Genomic DNA, 19,831 nt, shown 5'->3' on the forward strand with positions numbered 1-19,831 from the left:
CAAAAGTATACGTGTACTTATTTTACCATAACAGGCGTGAAGAGTGATATGTGATAAGATAAAAAGAAAAAGGAGTCTTGGTGAGGATGACATTCAAAGATGAGCAGGGGATCTATACGAATTTTAAAGAAAAGATGACTTATGGGGATTATTTAGACTTAGACTCGATTTTAAATAGTCAAAATCGTTTATCTGACCATCATGATGAGATGTTATTTATTATTATTCATCAGGTAAGCGAGCTTTGGATGAAGTTGACCCTACATGAACTGAGGGCAGCGATTGAAGCCATCCAAGAAGAATCTTATCAGCCAGCATTTAAAATGTTAGCAAGAGTGTCTAACATTCAAAATCAAATCATTCAGGCATGGGATGTACTAGCGACAATGACCCCGAGTGAGTATTTAGGCTTCCGCGATCAGCTTGGACAAGCATCTGGTTTTCAGTCCTACCAATACCGGATGGTAGAGTTTGCACTGGGGTATAAAACTGATCATGTGTTAAAAATCTATGAAAAAGACCCAGAACTCAAAGCCGAGTTGAAGGAAGCCTATGAAGCTCCAGGACTTTATGATGTTGCTATACAAGCGTTAGCGAACGAAGGGTTTGCTATTGACGAAGACGTGCTAAATCGTGATTTGACGAAAACTTATGAAGCTAATAAAAGTGTTGAGGAAGCCTGGATCCAAGTTTATCGTCACACGGATCGGTACTGGGATTTATATCAGTTAGCTGAGAAGTTAGTAGATATAGAGGATTGGATGCAGCAGTGGCGCTTCCGTCATATGAAAACAGTTGAAAGAATTATCGGTCATAAACAGGGGACAGGTGGTTCATCTGGTGTAGGTTATTTGAAAAAGGTATTAGATCATTATTTTTTCCCTGAATTGTGGGGAATACGGACGAAACTATAATGTTTGGATGATCCAGGCAAACGCCGAATCAATTCGGCGTTTGTCGGATTATTTGAGATTTCACCGGAACTTATCAATAGAAAATAATTGCTGGAATAGTTCTTGTCAGGCGTTCCCATTTTTCCTTATTCCTTCGTCTCTAACACAGCGCGAACAGGACTGCCGTCAGCCCCTTCAATTTTCAGTGGCAGAGCCATAAGACGATAATCGCCAGGCTCAACCTCACTTAAATCAAGCCCTTCTAGAATATGCACACCACTTGCTTCAAACGCATGGTGGGTGTCGAGTGTTTTACTTTCAAGAGGATCAACTGAAGGGAGGTCGACACCGATTAATTCAATGCCATGTTCCATAAAGAACTTCCCAAGCGTTGCTTCTAATAAAGGTAAATCTTTAGGAAAGACAGTAGGATCAGCCCAAGCATTGGTTTTTAGCAATAAGCGACGTACATTCGTTAAATCAATGTCAGTAAAATCTTCTGGTTTGATATGAGCTTTAGTTGAGACATCGACGACCAGCGCATCACCAATATACAAGTCAAGAGGTAGTTGTTCGATCGTCAACCCACCATTATTAAAGTGATAAGGTGCATCGACATGTGTTGCTGTATGGCAGCTGGATGTTAACTGTCCAACATTAACTGATCCTGTCTCTTCCTTTGACCAAGTCAATTCATAGGAAAACGGCGTATCACCTGGCCAAGTCGGTGTTTCGCGATTTAACATTCGTGAAATATCAATGATCATCTAAATCCTCCTTAGGCAATAACATCACGCTCATTCTTATATTTCTTATGGATGTCATTTTTCATAATATCCCTTAAAACTTGCACAGTCTGATAAATATCATGATAAGATACATAAAAAGCAACAGGAGCCAGTCTGATCACATTCGGTGCTCGAAAATCTGGGGTAATGTTGTGTGCTTTTAACGCTTTACAAATACTCGCTGCCTCTAAGTGTTCTAAACAAACGTGACCACCACGGCGATTGTCCTCGGTCGGATTTCCAATCGAAAAGCCATAATCTAATAAGTACTCATCAACTAAATACATTAAATAATTGGTTGCATGAAGAGATTTTTTTCTAATCTGATTAATATCAGCTTCTTCAAACAACTCTAAAGAACCAATTAATGGCGCAACGCTTAAGACGTGTGGCGTTCCAATCTGATAAGCACCAGCTTCATAGGCAGGTGTGAAAGTGTGTTCCATATCAAATTGCTTTTCCTTATTCGAGCCGAACCAACCTGTTAAACCAGGTGTTTTCCCAAAGTGTTTTTGATGGACAAATAAGCCAGCTACACCACCTGGACCACTGTTAACGTATTTATAGTGACACCAATAAGCGAAGTCGACACCTACATCATGAAATTTGTGAGGAATGACACCGACAGAATGACAGCCGTCAAAACCGATTAAGATCCCTCGATCATGAGCTGCTCTAGTTAGCTTCTCAATGTCGAGAAGCTGTCCACTTCGATATAGGACAGTAGGCAGGATAACTAACGCTACCTCATCTGTCATAGCTGCGATGACATCATCCTCATCAATCGTCCTTCCATCGCGACTCTTGACTCGAATTAAATGTTCTTCAGGGTCATAACCATGAAGCTTAATCTGACTTTTAAGAGCATAGATATCTGAAGGGAAATTAAGTTCGTCTGCAACTATTTTCGTACGTTTCCCTTCAGGTTGATAAAATGTACTAACAAGTTGATGTAAATTGGTTGTCGTAGAACCAGTGACAACCACCTCTTCAGATTGCCCACCAACTAGAGGAGCGACTTTAGCACCTAGAGTTTCAGACAGATAATACCAAGGATGTTCACCATTGGTCCAACCATCAATCGCATCATGCTTCCACGAATCGATTACTTTATACATAGAGGCTTCCGCTCGTTTGGACATTAAGCCTAGTGAATTACCATCCATATAAATTTGGTTATCTTTTATGTAAAATTCTTGTTTAAAATCTTTTAGAGGATCCTTTTGATCAAGTTCCTTTGCAAAGTCTACTGTTGGTTTAAACATATTTCATCCCTCCTATAGTCAATATATCATAATTACGGCCGTCTTGGGTGAGATCTGTTAAACTATAATAAAGATCAATAGATGGAGGTATAATTTTGAGAAAACCGACAGAAAGAACCGTTATGCATAGTTATCCAGGGATGGTTGCAATCGTGACAGCCACCTACGATGGGGTTGACAATGTCATGGCAGCAGGATGGCATTCTTATATTTCATTTGACCCACCGATCTATGGCGTTGCGGTTGGACAAGAACGCTTTACATATTCATTAATAAAGCAGTCTCAACAATTTGCAATTAACTTTCTACCACTTGAGAAGGCTGAGTTTATTCAACAAGCAGGCGTTTATACAGGTAAATCTACTAATAAATTCCATTTAGGAAATATGGAGTTCGACCGTGGGATAACCATTGATGCACCAATATTACGTGATTCTTATATTGCATATGAATGTCAGACCATTGATGTTAATACTTATGGAGATCACGACTGGTTTGTCGGTGAAATCACACAATTTTACCGCGATGATCAGCTGTTTGGAAATGACGGCTTACCTAATGATGATCAGTTGAACATTCCACTTTACTTAGGGCGCTCAACTTATACGACAACAGCAGATCGTCAGCAAATTCGTATCGATCAAGATAAATAGAGTTGGCAGGGATAATAGATGATTGTAATGATTGACCATAATGATTCATTTACTTACAACTTAGTAGATTATTTTAGACAGACTGGAGTCGAGGTTAAAACGGTTAACCACTGTGAAGTAACGGTAGATAGAATTGAGGACTTGGGCCCACGAGCGATCATATTGTCTCCAGGTCCAGGGAATCCAGATGATGCCCCAAATAGTATTGAACTCCTTAAAAAGGTAGAAGGGGAGGTACCAGTATTGGGTGTTTGCTTAGGATTTCAGATTATCGTACAAACCTTTGGAGGCTCTATTATTAAAGCAAAAGAGCCCATGCATGGTAAAGTAGAAATGATCAAGCATGATCAGTGTACGATCTACCGTGGCTTAAATCAACCAACACTCGTGACTCGATATCACTCTTTAATTGCCGATAAGGTTAAGGTCCCTAGAGAATTCCAGATTACAAGTGAAACGGACCGCGGCGAAGTGATGAGTATTAGACATCATCAAAAACCAATTGAAGGGGTACAGTTTCACCCTGAAGCGATTTTGACCTCTGAAGGAAAGAAGATGATTCAAAACTTTGTGGATCATTATGTCCATTTGGAAAGGGAGGAATCAGCTTATGAGTGAGGTTTCATTATCCTTTCGCTTTAACCACCCATATTTAGAACAAGACCGAATGGATTTTAAAGATCCAGTTGAAATCTTAACAGCAACAGACATTACTGAGGTCAAAAAAGTGATTAACCAAGCAGAATTGTACGCAAAAAAGGGCTATTATGTTGCTGGTTATGTCAGTTATGAAGCTGCGCAAGCTTTTTTACCTAACCTATCTTACCATGAGCCTAAAGAACTGCCACTCATTTGGTTTGGAGTATTCAATCAACCAGTGGAGGCTTCCAGTGAGCCGGTAGAGGAAGTTTTTATTCAAGCGAATTGGCAGGCTGATACAACTCGCTTCCAGTATAATCAAACGATCACTAACATCCGGGGGTTAATCGAGCGTGGGATTACTTATCAAGTCAATTACACGCTTCGGTTAATTGCTGAACTTGATTCAGTCCATATAGACGCGTGGTTTGAACAGCTATGTCGGGCTCAACAAGCTAATTACGCTGCCTTATTAAAAATCGGCTCACATGACATTTTATCGGTTTCACCTGAATTATTTTTTGCTTGGGATGGGTGTGTGATTGAAACGCGACCGATGAAAGGTACGATGAAACGAGGGCTGACCTTCGAAGAGGACGAACGGTTGAAACACCAACTAGCTAAATCTGAAAAAGATCGAGCAGAAAATGTGATGATTGTTGATTTGCTGCGTAACGATGTGGCTCGAATAGCAAAAGCCGGTTCAGTTCATGTTCCTAACTTGTTTACCATTGAAACTTATCAAACTGTCCATCAAATGACATCTTCGGTTAAAGCGGAGACGGGGAATGCTATTAGACTTGTGGATCTTTTTGACAGTTTGTTTCCTTGTGGGTCGATCACCGGTGCTCCTAAACAAAGTACCATGCAGCAAATTTATCAGCTTGAGAACAGTCCTCGTGAAGTTTATTGTGGAGCGATTGGTCTGTTGACGCCAGAAGGAAAAGCTGTATTTAATGTCCCTATCCGTACGGTAATGGTTAATCGCCAAACTAATCAAGCGATTTATGGAGTAGGTGGTGGTATTACTTGGGACTCCTCTGCTGAAGGTGAGTATGAGGAGACGATCAACAAGGCTAAGGTGTTACAACAGAACCCCAAATCTTTCCAATTGATTGAAACGATGCTTTTGGAAAACGGGATCATTAAACTTGAAGAAGAACATCAGAAACGTATAAGCCGTTCGGCAAAGTATTTTGACTATCCATTTTCCCTAGAATACTTTCATCAAACGATGACAGCTATTAAACAAAACCAAGTAGGACGATATAGAGTACGCCTACAGTTAACTAATTCAGGTGAATTTTCTTTTGAACTTTTTGAGCTAGGCCCCCCAACGGAAAGTAAGCAAAAAGTAGCTTTAGCCAATAAGCCCATTAACAAAAATGATGTATTTCTTTACCATAAAACAACTAATCGCGATCTTTATTATCATTTAAAACGTACTGACGTAGAAGTATATGACACCTTGCTTTGGAATCAACAAGATAACTTGACTGAATTTACAACAGGTAACTTAGTATATCAGTTGCATGGTGAGTGGTTTACACCCCCTATAAATGATGGATTATTACCTGGGACATATCGTCAGAAGTTGATTGAAACGGGGGAAATTCAAGTAAGAAGTCTCGCAAAAAGTGAGTTAAGTCATGTCGATAAATTAGTCTTCATCAATAGTGTTCGTGGTTGGATCGATGTTTCTTTGAAAAATGACTTGGCGATTTGATGATTTTTCCTCATAATAAATACAAATAGATTTAGAAGGGGGACGGGTAAAATGATAGATTTAAGAAGTGATACAGTGACCAAGCCTACTAAGGAAATGCGTGAGGCAAGCTTCCACGCTGAGGTTGGGGATGATGTTTATCAAGAGGATCCGACCGTACAATTATTAGAAAACAAAGCAGCTGAAATGTTAGGTAAAGAAGCAGCATTATTTGTCACAAGTGGGGTGCAAGGTAATCAAATAGCGGTCTTAACCCACACGCAACCAGGGAATGAGATTATTTTAGAGGAGGAATCTCACCTATTCTATTATGAAGGGGCGGCCATCTCTGCATTTGCTGGTGTACAACCACGTACAATTAAAGGCAATCGTGGAGCGATGGATCCTAATGATATAGAAGGAGCCATTCGTCCAGAAGATGTTCATCTGCCGGAAACAGGACTTATTTGTTTAGAAAATACTCATAACCGTGCAGGGGGTTCCGTAATTCCACTTGAAACTATGCGTGAAACTTATCAAATTGCCAATCGAAATCACATTCCTGTTCATTTAGACGGTGCTCGTTTGTTTAATGCCGTCGCGGCAACAGGCATTTCTGCTAAAGAGTACGCTAGGTACACAGACACGGTACAAATTTGCTTATCCAAAGGTTTAGGAGCACCAATTGGATCGATTATAGCAGGACCTCAGGAATTTATAAATCAAGCGAGAAAATGGCGCAAACGATTAGGAGGAGGTTTAAGACAGGTAGGGGTGATCGCAGCACCGGCTATGATTGCGTTAACTGAAATGTCAAAGCGATTGGATGAAGACCATCAGCATGCGACTCAGTTAGCTGAAGGAGTTAAAGAAGCAGGCTTTGAATTAGCGTATCCGGTCGATACTAATATCGTGCTTATGGATGTTTCCAATTCTTCGTTTAATGGTGCTGAGATGGTCAAACGTTTAGAGGAAAAAGGAGTTAAATCCGTCCAGTTTGGCCTGGATTTAGTTAGGTTTGTAACTCATTACGATGTAGATGAAGTAGATATTGACAATGCTATTAAAACTCTGAAATCTATCAATGGTATGGTATAATAAAGTTAAATTAGTGACGTACCAGGTTTTGTTGAATATACTTATGAGTTATTAATCCCTGATGTTTAACAAAGCTAATGAGTCGACCCGAGGTGTCTACCATGCTTGATGCACGTTTATTTGAAACATTTATGAATTATCAAAAGGCTATTCAACAAAATAAATCTGGATCAGATCAAATGTCAATGCGCAAGATTGGACAATCATCCGAAAATATATTTAATCAAATGTTGCAATTGCAGCTTGGCCAGCAAATGCCGTTGAATGAACAAGCCATTAATTCGAGCTCCAGTGATTTGAAATCGTTATTTCTAAATCAACCAGTTTCATATACACCAGAGTATGAGTCAATTCAAAATCAAATAAAATCAAACCAAACGAACAGTGATTTTGATGAATTAATTGAGGGAGCAGCAAATAAATATGGGATAGACGCTGATTTAATTCGTTCCGTTATCGAAGTGGAATCTAGTTTTAATCCGAATGCGATCAGCCATGCAGGAGCACAGGGATTAATGCAACTCATGCCCGGAACAGCTCAAGCATTAGGTGTTCAAGATGCGTTTGACCCACGTGAAAATATAGAAGGTGGAACACGTTACTTAAGAGACATGCTTAATCAATATAATGGCAATACCGAACTAGCTTTAGCTGCCTACAACGCAGGTCCAGGTAATGTTGCTCGTTATAATGGTGTTCCACCTTTTGAAGAAACGCGTCAGTATATCAATAGAATTTTAGGGTGAATACGCTCTAATGAACGAAATCAGCTCATCGCGAGGGTAGAACGTTAAATAGACATACTTTAATTAACGAAACCACTTCGTCACGAGTGTCAACCGTTAAATAGACATACTTTAATTAACAAAACCACTTCAAAACGAAGGTAAACCGTTAAATAGAGTCGCTCTAATTAACGAAACCAGGCCCCTAAGAGGGAAAATTGTCAAATAGGATTACGCTCATCACTGTTAACACCACTGATTTCCCACTTATTCCAATGGCTCTGTTAAAGTTTAGTGTTGATAATTTAAGGAATAGTTCTTAGTTGTTGTATGGTGAAAAGCGAAGCACCATAACAACAACGGTCTTTAACAGAGCGATTCCAATAAAAAAGCTGAATTGCGCTTTGCAATTCAGCCTTCTGCTTAATTCACCCCTTTGTTAACTAAGCGTTTTAGATTTCACTTGATCTAAGCTATGCTGTAAGTCTTTCCATATATCTTCCCAAGCTTCTAAACCACAAGACATTCGAATCAGTGAATCGGTAATGCCCATTTTCAATCTACTTTCTTCAGGAACAACAGCATGAGTCATCGTAGCAGGGTGTTGGATAAGTGTTTCAGCATCGCCAAGGCTAACGGCGATTTTAATAAATGATAAACAGTTTAAGAAGGCTTGTGCCTCCTGTTTACCCCCATCAATTTCAAAAGCAATCACACCGGCTCCTAACTTCATTTGCTTTTTAGCAATTTCGTAATCTGGGTTAGAGGGGTCAAACGGATAATAAACACGCTTAATTTTCGGGTGATCTTTAAGCTGGTTAACAACTTGTTCAGCATTAAATGAATGACGGTCCATTCTAACCGGCAGAGTTTTTAAACCTCTTAATAATAACCAAGCATCAAAAGGTGAGATCGTTCCACCGATATCTTTTTGGGTTGTCATCGCTACTTCAGAGATAAACTCTTGACGGCCAACTAGTAAACCAGCAATTACATCTCCATGCCCTCCAATATATTTAGTCGCGCTATGAATAACAATATCACACCCCAAGTCAATCGGACGCTGAAGATATGGAGATGAGAATGTATTGTCAACCACAACAGGGATCCCATATTCTTTAGCAACACGGGCAACCATTTCTAAGTCGATCACTTTCATGGTAGGATTAATCGGTGTTTCTACGTAAATACAAGCCGTGTTTTCTTGAATGGCTGCACGCAAAGACTGTTCTGAATCCATCAAGCTAAAATCAGATTCGATATAATACTTTTCCTTTAACATCTCTAAAAGTCCAAATGTACATCCATAAAGCCCTTGAGAGCATAAAATATGATCATTTGCTCTCGTAAGGGCAATTAATGTAGCAGATACAGCAGCCATTCCAGATGAAAAAGCCAATGCCGCCTCACCATTTTCTAAAGTAGCTATACGTTCTTCTAATTGACTTACAGTTGGATTGCCGAGTCTTGAATAAATATAACCAGACTCCTCACCGGCAAATCGCCTTTCACCTTGTTCAGCATTAGCAAAGGTGAATGTTGACGTTTGATAGATTGGTGATGCAAGACTGTCAAAGTGTTCTTTAGAATCATATCCATGGTGAATGACATCGGTTTCAAATCTTTTAGCCATAGTTAAGCCTCCTCATTCCCTTTTTAAACTATTATACCACAATTTATGTAAGCGCTTTCTTTTTTGAGTAAACTTTATAGGAAAATGAGGAGAAATATTTAGCTAGGGCATTTCTAAACTGAACATTTTTACAAGCATAATGACAATGCCAACCACCCCACACCCTAAATCAAGTACTATTTATCTAATGGGGAAGTGGACCTTTAAAGACATTCCACTCCCCCAGCTCCTTTTAGTACTTTGGTCGATCGTCTCATTTTTTGATAAGCAGAAAAAATGATTCTACATCATGTTTATTTTGCTTCATTAAATAGTCTCTTAGTAGTAGACATTATACCTTTTGGCTTACTTTAACCCTTTCGTAACTATAAAGGATTAGACCAATCCAAATTAGTGTGAAAGTAATTGCATGGACTGTGGTAAATGGTTCTTCAAACAAGAAAACGCCTAGTAGTAACATAATTGTTGGCGCAAAATATTGTAAAAAACCGACAAGGGATAATGGTATACGCTTTGCTCCTTGTGCGAACAGTAGCAGAGGAACAGCAGTAACAACTCCAGTGCCGACCAATAATAGACCTGTCCAGGATAAACTCAGCGCACCGACTTGAATCCACTCTAAATGAATAATATAAATAAGAGCTAAAGGTGTGATGATTAAGGTTTCGATAGCTAAGCCAAATATGGCATTTAATTGGACCACCTTTTTAAGTAGCCCGTAAATTGCGAACGACATTGCGAGAATAATCGCAGCCCACGGCACTTCACCAAAATGATAGGTCATATAAAGTACCCCAGTTAGTGCAAACGTAATAGCCACCCATTGTAATTTTGAAAATCGTTCTTTTAAAAAGATCAACCCAAACAAAATACTAATGAGAGGATTTATATAGTAACCTAAGCTTGCATCGAGAACTCGATCACTGTTGACTGCCCATATATATGTAACCCAATTAATACTGATGACAATCGCAGCTAAAGAAATTCCAACGGCCGTTTTCCAATCAGTAAAAATTAACCGACACTCTTTAAGGAATAAGTGCCACCTTCTAATAACTAAGATGAAAAAGATCATAAACACTAACGACCATAGCATCCGATGGGCCAGAATTTCCCAAGGTGGGACATGCTCAACTATCTTCCAATATAACGGTAAAAATCCCCATAAAATATACGCAAAAGCAGCATATAGTATACCTATTCTTTCTTCGTTCAATCGTGCTCCCCCTTGCTGTACGTTGATTAGATAAATAATTTTGATATGTCATACGTTTTAGAAATTTTACGACACTCTAAATAAATTTGCAACTTTGTTTGACAGAAGTTGTCATAGTTGTGGTGAGTTTGGTCTTTCGATAAACTAGAAATAGGACAACATAGGAGGGTATACCTTATGAATATTCATGTAACAGAAGAGGCAGCTAACTGGTTTAAAGAAGAAATGGACCTTAAAAGTGGAGATTCTGTTCGCTTTTTCCCGAAATACGGAGGCACTTGCTCCTTTCAAGATGGTTTCTCAATCGGGGTAACGATTGGTAAAGCTAGTGACCCTGGGGTGAAAACCGATCTTAATGAAATTTCATTTGAGATTGATGATAAAGATGTTTGGTTCTTTAAAGACAAGGACTTATACATTGGAGTTAAAAATGGCGAAGTTGAATATTCGGATAGGCCTGTAGAATAGAGGGAGAGGGAATTTCCTATGGAGTGGACGAGTGAGAAAGCGTTTGATTTCTTAAAAGAAGTTTATACAGATGAAGTGATGCAACAGGAAAAACGACGAGTTTTTCGACAGTTAAACCGGCAATTGTATGAACGGCTAGATGATTTAGCTATTAATCAAGCTTTGACTGAACAAGCAGAAAAGCAGCTTAGACTTTTTAAGGAATTCACCTTTATGCCTGGGGATAACATCTTTCAATCGATGCGCTACTTATTTTTATTGGCACGTGGTGAGAAGGAAACAGACAGACAGGTAACAAGAAAGCATCTTGATCGAATATATCATTCCTTATTTAAAGCCGCGGGTATGCAAAACCCGATCATTCCAGAAAGCTTTTGGGAAACACCTATAGGCATTGCTTGTATGATTGCAGAAGATGGGGTTGAAAAGGTATATCCAATTTTAGGTGAAATGGCAAAATGATACACTTCTTTTTCAGGAGGTGTATTTTTTGTGGAGTTAAATAAGACATATTCGTAAAAACTATACAGTATAGACTAACTAATATATAATAAAGAAAGCTTGTTGACTGACGACCTTAAAGTCGAGTACGTAGACGCCTTTAATTAAGGTCATTAAAGGCAAGAAAAATAGAGATAGGAATGGAGTTTTTTTATGCAAGAGCACAAAGATATTCGTAACATTGCCATCATTGCCCACGTTGACCATGGTAAAACAACATTGGTTGACCAACTATTACATTACTCAGGTACGTTTCGTGATAATGAACACGTTGATGAGCGTGCGATGGATACGGATGATTTAGAGAAAGAACGTGGGATTACGATTTTAGCCAAAAATACGGCTATTAATTATGGAGATACACGGATCAATATTTTAGATACCCCTGGTCACGCTGATTTCGGTGGTGAAGTTGAGCGTATCATGAAAATGGTCGACGGTGTCCTTCTAGTTGTTGATGCTTATGAGGGTTGCATGCCACAGACAAGATTCGTATTAAAGAAAGCGTTAGAACAAAATTTAAAGCCCATGGTTGTTTTAAATAAAATTGACCGTCCTAATGCACGACCAGAAGAGGTTGTTGATGAAGTTTTAGATTTATTCATCGAGCTAGGCGCTGACGATGATCAGCTTGAGTTCCCAGTAGCTTACGCATCTGCCCTGCAAGGAACGTCAGGCCATGAACCTGAGGAGCAGAATGAAACGATGGATCCCATTTTTGAAACCATTCTTGAGCATATTCCAGCACCAACTAAGGATGTTGAGGGTCCTCTTCAGTACCAAGTAACCTTATTAGATTATAATGATTATGTTGGTCGAATCGGTGTTGGTCGTGTGTACCGTGGACGAATGAAGGTTGGTGATCAAGTCGCTTTAATTAAGAAGGACGGCTCGATTAAAAACCATCGTATCACCAAATTGTTCGGCTTTATTGGACTGAAAAGGGTTGAAGTGAATGAAGCAGAAGCGGGTGACATAGTAGCGGTTGCAGGTATGGAGGATTTAAACGTTGGTGAGACAGTTTCTGCTGTCGACAACCCCGATCCTTTACCATTACTAAGAATTGATGAACCAACTCTACAGATGAAGTTTGTAGTTAACAACAGCCCGTTTGCTGGTAAAGAAGGTAAGTATCTAACAGCGCGAAAAATTGAAGAACGATTGTTAACTCAGTTAGAAACGGATGTTAGTTTACGTGTTGAAGAAACTGAATCACCAGATGCATGGGTCGTTTCAGGGCGTGGTGAGTTGCATCTATCTATTTTGATTGAAAACATGCGTCGTGAAGGCTATGAGTTACAAATTTCCAAACCTCAAGTTATTATTAAGGAAATTGATGGTGTTAAATGTGAGCCGTACGAGCGTGTTCAAATCGATGTCCCTGAAGATTATACAGGTGCTGTCATGGAATCCCTTGGAACTCGTAAAGGTGAAATGCTCGACATGACGAATCAAGGTAACGGTCAAGTTCGTTTAGAGTTCAAAGTTCCATCACGTGGTTTAATCGGTTACGCAACTGAATTCATGTCACAAACACGTGGGTATGGAATCCTTAACCACACGTTTGATGCCTATGAGCCTGTAGCACCTGGATCTGTAGGTGGGCGTCGCCAAGGTGTCCTTGTTTCACAAGAAAAAGGTAAAGCAACGACATACAGTATATTAGCTTTAGAAGATCGTGGCGTTATTTTTGTAGAGCCTGGTACAGAGGTATATGAAGGTATGATCGTCGGTGAACATAACCGTGACAACGATTTAACAGTTAATATCACCAAAGAAAAGGCTTTAACTAATGTGCGTTCAGCAACGAAGGATAATACTACAACGTTAAAAGGAACACGTAAATTAACATTAGAAGAAGCAATTGAATATCTAAATGATGATGAATATTGTGAAGTCACACCAGAGTCGATTCGCTTACGTAAGAAGATACTAAATAAGAGTGAGCGTGAACGTGCTCAGAAGAAAGCAAAACTTCAGTAATTGTGCTTAAAACAAAAAAGCTACCTCCGAAACCAAAATAAGCTTCGGAGGTAGCTTTTTTATGTTGGTTTAAAGTGTCGCTACCCTAACAATGTTTTAGAGCAACAAAAAAAGAGGTTGGCAAAAGCCAACCTCTCTAAACTAACTATATTAGTTTAATGTTACATCTTTAAGCTGGTAGATACCTAATGCGTCTACCCAGAAACCTTCAACTTCTTCACGAACACCAGTTAGGTAGTTCTGGTGGTGAACGTAAAGCATAGGAGCTAATTCAGTTAATAACTCTTGAGCTTCAGAGTAGATTTCTTGACGTGCATCTGGATCTGCCTCGCGACGACCAGCATCAAGTAGTTCGTCTAACTCATCGTTAGCTAAGAAACTACGGTTACCAGTTGCACCGTGTGCACTAGAGTGGAATAAAGCGTATAGGCCGTAGTCTGCGTCAGCTGTAACTGTAGACCAACCTAATACGAACATGTCATGCTCACCATTAGATGTTTGATCTAAGTAAGCACCCCACTCAAGCTCTTCAACTTCAACGTCAATACCATAGTCAGATAAAGCATCTTGTACGTAAAGAGCTGTTTCTACACGTTGTTCGTTATCGTTAGTCCATAGAGTTGTTTCGAAACCATCACCATAACCAGCTTCCTCAAGTAGTTCTTGAGCACGGTCAGGATCGTAATCTAGTCCAGGAACATCTGGGTCATAACCGAATACATCCGGAGCTAATGGACCAACAGCTGGGATACCATTACCTTCATAGATACCTTCGATGATTTCTTCCTGGTTGATTGCGTAGTTGATAGCTTGGCGTACGCGTGGGTCGTCAAATGGTTCTTTTTCAACGTTAAATCCAATGTAAGATAAGCTTACAGATTCTTGAACATTAACAAAAGTCTCCTCAGCATTATCTACACGAGAAACGTCAGTTGGTTGAACTGGGTCAGCAATATGAGAGTGACCTGTTTCAAGTTCAGCGATACGAGCACCTGGCTCAGGAATAACCTTGAATGTTACCGCTCCTGGTAAAGCATTCTCACCCCAGTAGTCTTCGTTACGTACTAGAGTTGTTTCTTCACCAGAAATACGTTCTTCAAGTTTGAAGAAACCAGTACCATGTGGGTTGCTTGCTACGTAAGTACCAACGTACTCTGAGATTTCTTCATAAACTTCTTCAAATTCTTCTCCGCCTTCAGCGCGAAGTTCATAATACTCTTCTACTGACATATCAACGCCAGCTTCTTCTAAAGCTTGCTCATAGTCAGCTGTGATTGCTTCTTCACTAATGATACCACCAGCATCGTGTGCTAAGTGTGATAGTAATGGAGCAAATGGGTATTCAGTTGTAATGTGTACTTCATAGTCACCTTCAACTGAAACTTCTTCGATCATTTCATATAAGAATTCACGTGGAGAAGCCATTGCTGGGTCCATTACACGCTCTAGGTTTGTTTTTACTGCTGATGCAGTAAACTCACTACCATCGTGGAACTCTACGCCTTCTTCTAAGTAGAATGCGTACGTTGTTTCATCGATTTGCTCCCAGTCATGTGCAAGACCTGGAACAATTTCCATGTTCTCGTCTTGTTTAACTAGGTTTTCGTAAATGTTTTCACGAACGTTACTTGATGGAACGTCGTTGTCCCCGTGTGGATCTAATGAAACTAAATCAGATGAAACTGCTAGAACAACGTGATCCCCATCAACATCTACATCGCTTTCTGTATCAGCGCCATCATTTTCATCAGTAGATTCTTCTGAACCTGTGTCCGGATCATCACCAGAAGTGTCATCATCGCCACTTCCATCACCAGCACAAGCAGCAAGTACTAATGAGAAAACTAGCATCATTGCTAATAGCCAAAGTGTTTTGTTTGACTTCATGCTTGTGTAACCCCCTTGGTTAATTTAAATTTTAAGACCTATATATTAGTAGGCCCTCAACGATAAATATAAATCATTTTCAAACTATTAGCAAGGTTATATTTTGTCAAAATTTATATAGTTGGTATTTATCACATAATAAAAAGCATATATAATATATGGTAGGGTTTTATCTATTTTCTATATTATCTATCAATTCTGAATTGACTTAATATGGGGTAAATTGTTGTAAATCATCGAATATCCGTTTATGATAGTTGAGACAGTGGACTCAGCTAGAATTATTTTACCAAAAACAAACAGATATACTGAATTGATAGTATGGTAGAATAAGACCACGTGAGTTGTTACTTAATTTTTCTAAAAATTTAGGATGCTTTAAAGGGGGTATAACTGTGACAAATCAACAACAAGTAGAACAAGGCGATAAAAAGCAGAAGGTAGAAAACCCTAAAGTTAAAAGTATAAAAGATTTCTACCGACGCCTTAAAAAGAATAAAGCAGCGTTAATCGGCTTTTATACGATCTTGATTTTAATCGCAGTATCTATTATTGGTCCATTCTTAACATCACATGATCCAAATAGTACGAACGTAACTGAAAGGTTCCAAGGACCATCAGCGGAATATTGGTTCGGTACCGATCATATGGGACGAGATATATTCACAAGAATTATCCATGGTATGTCCTTAACCTTAGGAATTGGCTTTGCTTCAGTTATTATGGGGGCATTAGTAGGTATTCCAATCGGTATTATTTCTGGGTATTACGGTGGTCGTATCGATAATATCATTATGAGATTAATAGATATTTTACTAGCTTTCCCTGGTATTTTACTAGCACTAGCAATTGTAAGTATTTTAGGCGGAAGTTTAGTAAACGTTACCATTGCTGTTGCGATCTATGCGATCCCTGGTTTCGCACGTATTATTCGTGGTTCAACTTTAGCAGCTAAAAAGCTAGAGTATGTTGATGCGATTAGAGCATTGGGCGCTAAAGATGGAAGAATTATTTTCAAGCATATTATGCCTAACGTTCTCTCTCCAGTAATAGTTAATGCAACATTATATATTGCAAGTGCTGTTTTAACAGCAGCAGGTCTTTCCTTCTTGGGAATGGGTGCACAGCCGCCAACACCTGAGTGGGGCGCGATGTTGAACGATGGTAGAGGTTATATGTATGATGCTGGTCATATTGCGTTTTTCCCAGGCATGTTCATCGTTATTGTTGTACTAGCATTTAACATTTTTGGCGATGGATTAAGAGATGCTCTGGATCCAAAGATGAAAAAATAGAAAAGAGGTGCAAAATAGATGACAGTATATATTATACGCCGTTTGATTCAACTGATCCCGGTCTTGCTCGGTGTTACGATATTAGTATTCTTGCTAATGCACCTAACACCAGGTAACCCTGCTCAATTGATGGCTGGTGAGAACGCACCACCGGAGACAGTTGAAAGAATAGAAGATCGACTAGGATTAAATGATCCATTACCGGTTCAGTATTTTGATTATATAACGGGTGTTGTACAAGGTGACTTAGGTACATCTATGCGTTATAATACACCGGTAATTGATGAAGTTGGTGATAGATTTTGGGTAACCATGGAGTTAGCGATTTATGCTACATTATTAAGTATCTTCTTAGGTTTAATAGCAGGTATTATTTCTGCCGTAAGACAATATTCAGTTTCTGACGTGACGATTATGATCATTGCCTTATTCGGTTTATCCATGCCGAACTTCTGGTTAGGTCTGATGTTAATGCAATGGTTTGCGATTAACCTAGGTTGGTTCCCACCAACAGGTTGGGGCTCACCAAGTCAAGTATTACTACCGGTCATCACCCTCGGTACAGCGGGGGCAGCGATTATAGCACGTATGACTCGTTCAAGTATGCTTGAGGTAATCTCTCAGGACTATATCAGAACTGCACGAGCTAAAGGTGTTAAAGAGCGAATTGTTGTTTATAAACACGCCCTTAAGAACGCATTAATCCCGGTAGTTACGGTTGTTGGTTTACAGTTCGGTTCGTTATTAGCAGGTGCTGTACTAACGGAGGAAGTGTTCGCGATTAATGGTATGGGTCGTCTATTGGTTGACTCAATTATGAACCGTGACTTCCCAGTTGTTCAGGCATGTATTTTGATTATTTCAGTCGTGTTCGTTGTCGTTAACTTATTAGTAGATATTTCTTACAGATTCTTAAATAAACGTATCGACCTTAATGAATAATAGATGAAAGTGAGGTGTAGTGAGATGAGTCAAGAATCAATTTTAGAAGTAAAAGATTTACGTACGTCATTCTTTGTAGAAGGTGATGAAGTAAAAGCGGTTGACGGCGTTACCTTTGACGTACCTAAAGGTAAAACATTAGGGATTGTTGGTGAGTCAGGCTCTGGTAAAAGTATTAGTGCCTTATCAATCTTACAACTTATTGATTCGCCTGGTAAGATTGTAGGTGGTGAGGTCCACTTTAAAGGGGAAAACCTACTGGATTATAGTACAGCTGATATGCGTAAAATCCGTGGTAACCAAATCTCAATGATTTTCCAGGAGCCAATGACATCACTAAACCCTGTATATACAATTGGTCAACAAATCCGTGAAGCATTAAAGATTCACAGAGGATTAGATAAAAAAGATGGAACGGAAAAAGCTGTTGAGCTACTTGAGCTTGTTGGAATTCCGTCTCCAAGAAAACGTGTGACACAGTATCCGTTTGAGCTTTCAGGTGGTATGCGTCAGCGTGTGATGATTGCGATGGCTTTAGCTTGTAATCCAGAATTGCTAATTGCCGATGAGCCAACTACGGCTTTAGACGTGACGATTCAAGCACAAATCCTTGAATTAATTAAGGAATTACAAGATGAATTTGGTATGTCTGTAGTGATGATCACTCACGACCTAGGAGTGGTAGCAGAGACGTGTGACTACGTAGCTGTTATGTACTGTGGTAAAGTTGTTGAGTATGCAGATGTTAAGACTTTATTTAAAAACCCAAGACACCCATATACTGTAGGGCTATTGAACTCACTACCTCGTAGTGATGTGGACCAAGAAGAGTTGATTCCTATTAAAGGAACAGTTCCTGCACCACATGAAATGCCAGATGGTTGTCGATTTGCGCCACGTTGCCCATTCGCAACAGAGTTATGTCACCGTGAACTTCCAAACCTTGATGATGTTGGAGAAGGTGAACAAATACGCTGTTGGATTTACACTGATGAATGGGACGGCGATCCGGAGGTGAAAGTGTATGACCCAGAAAGAACTTCTGAAGATAAATAATTTAAAACAATATTTCCCTATCAAAGGTGGGATCTTCGGTCGTACGGTAAATCATGTTAAGGCCGTAGACGATGTCACTTTCACGATTTATGAAGGTGAGACAGTCAGTGTCGTAGGTGAATCTGGTTGTGGTAAATCAACAACTGGACGAGCGATCTTACGCCTAGATGATCCAACTGATGGTAGCATCGAATTTGATGGAAAAGACTTATTGTCATTAAATAAAAATGAAATGCGTAAAATGCGCAAAGACTTACAAATTATTTTCCAGGACCCGTACGCTTCATTAAATCCACGTATGACCGTTCGTCAAACGTTAAACGAAGCGATGGAAATCCAAGGCGTCGTTCCGAAGAAAGATCGTAATGACCGTATTGCTGAATTGATGGAAACAGTTGGCTTACAACCACACCAAGCTGACCGTTTTCCACACGAATTCTCAGGTGGTCAGCGTCAACGTATCGGAATTGCCCGTGCACTTTCAGTTAATCCAAAATTAATTGTCTGTGACGAAGCGGTATCAGCTCTTGACGTATCAATCCAAGCACAGGTGTTGAATTTACTCAAAAAGTTCCAGAAAGAAATGAACTTAACTTATCTTTTCATTGCCCATGACTTAGGAGTTGTTCGTCACATTTCTGATCGTATTATCGTTATGTATTTAGGTAAGATTGTGGAAATTGGTGATACTAAATCAATCTTTGAAAATCCACAACACCCATATACAAAAGCTTTACTATCAGCGATTCCAGTACCGGATCCAGAGAATAAAACAGAGAGAATCTTCTTACAAGGTGATGTTCCTTCACCAATTGATCCTCCTGCTGGTTGTCGCTTCCACACAAGATGTCCATTCGCGACAGATAAGTGTAAGGAAGATACACCAGAGCTTCGTACAGAGGATTACATGAATGGTGGCCACCAGGCTGCATGTCACTATATTAAGGAAATTGAGACTGGTGCACACAAACCAACAAGATCAACTTCAAAAGTAAGAGATATTTAAATGAAGAAAGTGGCTGGGACAAAACCAGTAAATGGTAATTAAAAATGGTCATTTCTAACCGGGTGTTAGAAATGACCA

Annotated in this window: 18 protein-coding genes; 13 read left to right on the forward strand and 5 right to left on the reverse strand. The window is 39.5% G+C overall.

The genetic code is table 11. The features are described 5' to 3' along the window. Positions 1-86: 86 nt before the first annotated feature. Entirely contained in the window at positions 87-914 is an 828-nt protein-coding gene (gene kynA, locus HWQ49_RS11460) for a tryptophan 2,3-dioxygenase (RefSeq protein ID WP_188207760.1), read from the forward strand. A gap of 125 nt (positions 915-1,039) precedes the next feature. Here kynA and kynB read toward each other — a convergent pair whose 3' ends face one another. Next, a complete protein-coding gene (kynB, locus tag HWQ49_RS11465) occupies positions 1,040-1,660 on the reverse strand; it encodes an arylformamidase (RefSeq protein ID WP_188207761.1) in 621 nt (206 codons plus the stop codon). An 11-nt stretch (positions 1,661-1,671) separates the two neighbouring features. Next, positions 1,672-2,946 carry a kynureninase gene (gene kynU, locus HWQ49_RS11470; protein ID WP_188207762.1) on the reverse strand — a complete coding sequence of 425 codons (1,275 nt, stop codon included), beginning with the start codon at positions 2,944-2,946 and terminating at the stop codon, positions 1,672-1,674. 95 nt (positions 2,947-3,041) lie between these two features. Here kynU and HWQ49_RS11475 point away from each other — a divergent pair, with 95 nt between their 5' ends. The 5 genes from HWQ49_RS11475 to HWQ49_RS11495 all read left to right on the forward strand — a co-directional run bounded on the left by HWQ49_RS11475 (position 3,042) and on the right by HWQ49_RS11495 (position 7,787). Further along, positions 3,042-3,599, forward strand: coding sequence for a flavin reductase family protein (locus tag HWQ49_RS11475; RefSeq protein WP_223155148.1), 558 nt, complete (start codon positions 3,042-3,044; stop codon positions 3,597-3,599). An 18-nt stretch (positions 3,600-3,617) separates the two neighbouring features. Next, positions 3,618-4,217 carry an anthranilate synthase component II gene (locus HWQ49_RS11480; RefSeq protein WP_188207763.1) on the forward strand — a complete coding sequence of 200 codons (600 nt, stop codon included), beginning with the start codon at positions 3,618-3,620 and terminating at the stop codon, positions 4,215-4,217. Next, entirely contained in the window at positions 4,210-5,964 is a 1,755-nt protein-coding gene (gene pabB / locus HWQ49_RS11485; RefSeq protein ID WP_188207764.1) for an aminodeoxychorismate synthase component I, read from the forward strand. The genes HWQ49_RS11480 and pabB overlap by 8 nt, the downstream gene beginning before the upstream one ends. 51 nt (positions 5,965-6,015) lie before the next feature. After that, entirely contained in the window at positions 6,016-7,041 is a 1,026-nt protein-coding gene (locus HWQ49_RS11490) for a threonine aldolase family protein (RefSeq protein ID WP_188207765.1), read from the forward strand. Between the two features lie 101 nt (positions 7,042-7,142). Then, on the forward strand, positions 7,143-7,787 hold the full coding sequence (locus HWQ49_RS11495) for a lytic transglycosylase domain-containing protein (RefSeq protein WP_223155149.1): 645 nt from the start codon (positions 7,143-7,145) through the stop codon (positions 7,785-7,787). A gap of 418 nt (positions 7,788-8,205) precedes the next feature. Here HWQ49_RS11495 and megL read toward each other — a convergent pair whose 3' ends face one another. Continuing rightward, positions 8,206-9,399, reverse strand: a complete 1,194-nt coding sequence (gene megL, locus HWQ49_RS11500; RefSeq protein ID WP_188207766.1) for a methionine gamma-lyase — start codon at positions 9,397-9,399, stop codon at positions 8,206-8,208. A gap of 331 nt (positions 9,400-9,730) precedes the next feature. Continuing rightward, the gene (gene rarD, locus HWQ49_RS11505; RefSeq protein WP_188207767.1) at positions 9,731-10,615 is read right to left on the reverse strand and encodes an EamA family transporter RarD; all 885 of its coding nucleotides are present in this window, start codon (positions 10,613-10,615) and stop codon (positions 9,731-9,733) included. 177 nt (positions 10,616-10,792) lie between these two features. Here rarD and HWQ49_RS11510 point away from each other — a divergent pair, with 177 nt between their 5' ends. The 3 genes from HWQ49_RS11510 to typA all read left to right on the forward strand — a co-directional run bounded on the left by HWQ49_RS11510 (position 10,793) and on the right by typA (position 13,567). After that, the gene (locus tag HWQ49_RS11510; RefSeq protein WP_188207768.1) at positions 10,793-11,083 is read left to right on the forward strand and encodes a HesB/YadR/YfhF family protein; all 291 of its coding nucleotides are present in this window, start codon (positions 10,793-10,795) and stop codon (positions 11,081-11,083) included. 18 nt (positions 11,084-11,101) lie between these two features. Further along, the gene (locus HWQ49_RS11515; protein ID WP_188207769.1) at positions 11,102-11,545 is read left to right on the forward strand and encodes a hypothetical protein; all 444 of its coding nucleotides are present in this window, start codon (positions 11,102-11,104) and stop codon (positions 11,543-11,545) included. A gap of 192 nt (positions 11,546-11,737) precedes the next feature. Next, positions 11,738-13,567 (forward strand): translational GTPase TypA, encoded by a 1,830-nt coding sequence (gene typA / locus HWQ49_RS11520; protein ID WP_188207770.1) that lies wholly within the window; start codon positions 11,738-11,740, stop codon positions 13,565-13,567. 150 nt (positions 13,568-13,717) lie between these two features. Here the strand turns inward: typA and HWQ49_RS11525 are convergent, their stop codons facing one another. Beyond that, positions 13,718-15,454: a glutathione ABC transporter substrate-binding protein gene (locus tag HWQ49_RS11525; RefSeq protein ID WP_188207771.1), complete on the reverse strand. Its 1,737-nt coding sequence runs from the start codon at positions 15,452-15,454 to the stop codon at positions 13,718-13,720. Positions 15,455-15,843: 389 nt separating this feature from the next. Between HWQ49_RS11525 and HWQ49_RS11530 the strand changes: the two genes are divergently transcribed. Genes HWQ49_RS11530 through HWQ49_RS11545 form a run of 4 tightly spaced genes read left to right on the forward strand, consistent with a single transcriptional unit; the run spans position 15,844 to position 19,753 of the window. Further along, on the forward strand, positions 15,844-16,749 hold the full coding sequence (locus HWQ49_RS11530) for an ABC transporter permease (protein ID WP_394810779.1): 906 nt from the start codon (positions 15,844-15,846) through the stop codon (positions 16,747-16,749). 18 nt (positions 16,750-16,767) lie between these two features. Continuing rightward, positions 16,768-17,691: an ABC transporter permease gene (locus HWQ49_RS11535; RefSeq protein ID WP_188207773.1), complete on the forward strand. Its 924-nt coding sequence runs from the start codon at positions 16,768-16,770 to the stop codon at positions 17,689-17,691. 24 nt (positions 17,692-17,715) lie between these two features. After that, positions 17,716-18,747, forward strand: coding sequence for an ABC transporter ATP-binding protein (locus HWQ49_RS11540; protein WP_188207774.1), 1,032 nt, complete (start codon positions 17,716-17,718; stop codon positions 18,745-18,747). After that, on the forward strand, positions 18,716-19,753 hold the full coding sequence (locus HWQ49_RS11545; RefSeq protein WP_188207775.1) for an ABC transporter ATP-binding protein: 1,038 nt from the start codon (positions 18,716-18,718) through the stop codon (positions 19,751-19,753). Before HWQ49_RS11540 ends, HWQ49_RS11545 begins: the two co-directional genes overlap by 32 nt. The last annotated feature ends 78 nt before the right edge of the window (positions 19,754-19,831 follow it).

It is taken from the genome of Alkalibacillus aidingensis (genome assembly GCF_014595945.1).
GTDB lineage: Bacteria > Bacillota > Bacilli > Bacillales > Alkalibacillaceae > Alkalibacillus > Alkalibacillus aidingensis.

Excerpts from the sequence above, each read along its gene's own strand:
- HWQ49_RS11545 (WP_188207775.1), top strand. The coding sequence starts at position 18,716 with ATGACCCAGAAAGAACTTCTGAAGATAAATAATTTAAAACAATATTTC.
- HWQ49_RS11535 (WP_188207773.1), top strand. The coding sequence starts at position 16,768 with ATGACAGTATATATTATACGCCGTTTGATTCAACTGATCCCGGTCTTG.
- HWQ49_RS11490 (WP_188207765.1), top strand. The coding sequence starts at position 6,016 with ATGATAGATTTAAGAAGTGATACAGTGACCAAGCCTACTAAGGAAATG.
- kynA (WP_188207760.1), top strand. The coding sequence starts at position 87 with ATGACATTCAAAGATGAGCAGGGGATCTATACGAATTTTAAAGAAAAG.
- HWQ49_RS11540 (WP_188207774.1), top strand. The coding sequence starts at position 17,716 with ATGAGTCAAGAATCAATTTTAGAAGTAAAAGATTTACGTACGTCATTC.
- kynB (WP_188207761.1), bottom strand. The coding sequence starts at position 1,660 with ATGATCATTGATATTTCACGAATGTTAAATCGCGAAACACCGACTTGG.
- typA (WP_188207770.1), top strand. The coding sequence starts at position 11,738 with ATGCAAGAGCACAAAGATATTCGTAACATTGCCATCATTGCCCACGTT.
- pabB (WP_188207764.1), top strand. The coding sequence starts at position 4,210 with ATGAGTGAGGTTTCATTATCCTTTCGCTTTAACCACCCATATTTAGAA.
- megL (WP_188207766.1), bottom strand. The coding sequence starts at position 9,399 with ATGGCTAAAAGATTTGAAACCGATGTCATTCACCATGGATATGATTCT.
- HWQ49_RS11480 (WP_188207763.1), top strand. The coding sequence starts at position 3,618 with ATGATTGTAATGATTGACCATAATGATTCATTTACTTACAACTTAGTA.
- kynU (WP_188207762.1), bottom strand. The coding sequence starts at position 2,946 with ATGTTTAAACCAACAGTAGACTTTGCAAAGGAACTTGATCAAAAGGAT.
- HWQ49_RS11515 (WP_188207769.1), top strand. The coding sequence starts at position 11,102 with ATGGAGTGGACGAGTGAGAAAGCGTTTGATTTCTTAAAAGAAGTTTAT.
- HWQ49_RS11525 (WP_188207771.1), bottom strand. The coding sequence starts at position 15,454 with ATGAAGTCAAACAAAACACTTTGGCTATTAGCAATGATGCTAGTTTTC.
- HWQ49_RS11510 (WP_188207768.1), top strand. The coding sequence starts at position 10,793 with ATGAATATTCATGTAACAGAAGAGGCAGCTAACTGGTTTAAAGAAGAA.
- HWQ49_RS11495 (WP_223155149.1), top strand. The coding sequence starts at position 7,143 with ATGCTTGATGCACGTTTATTTGAAACATTTATGAATTATCAAAAGGCT.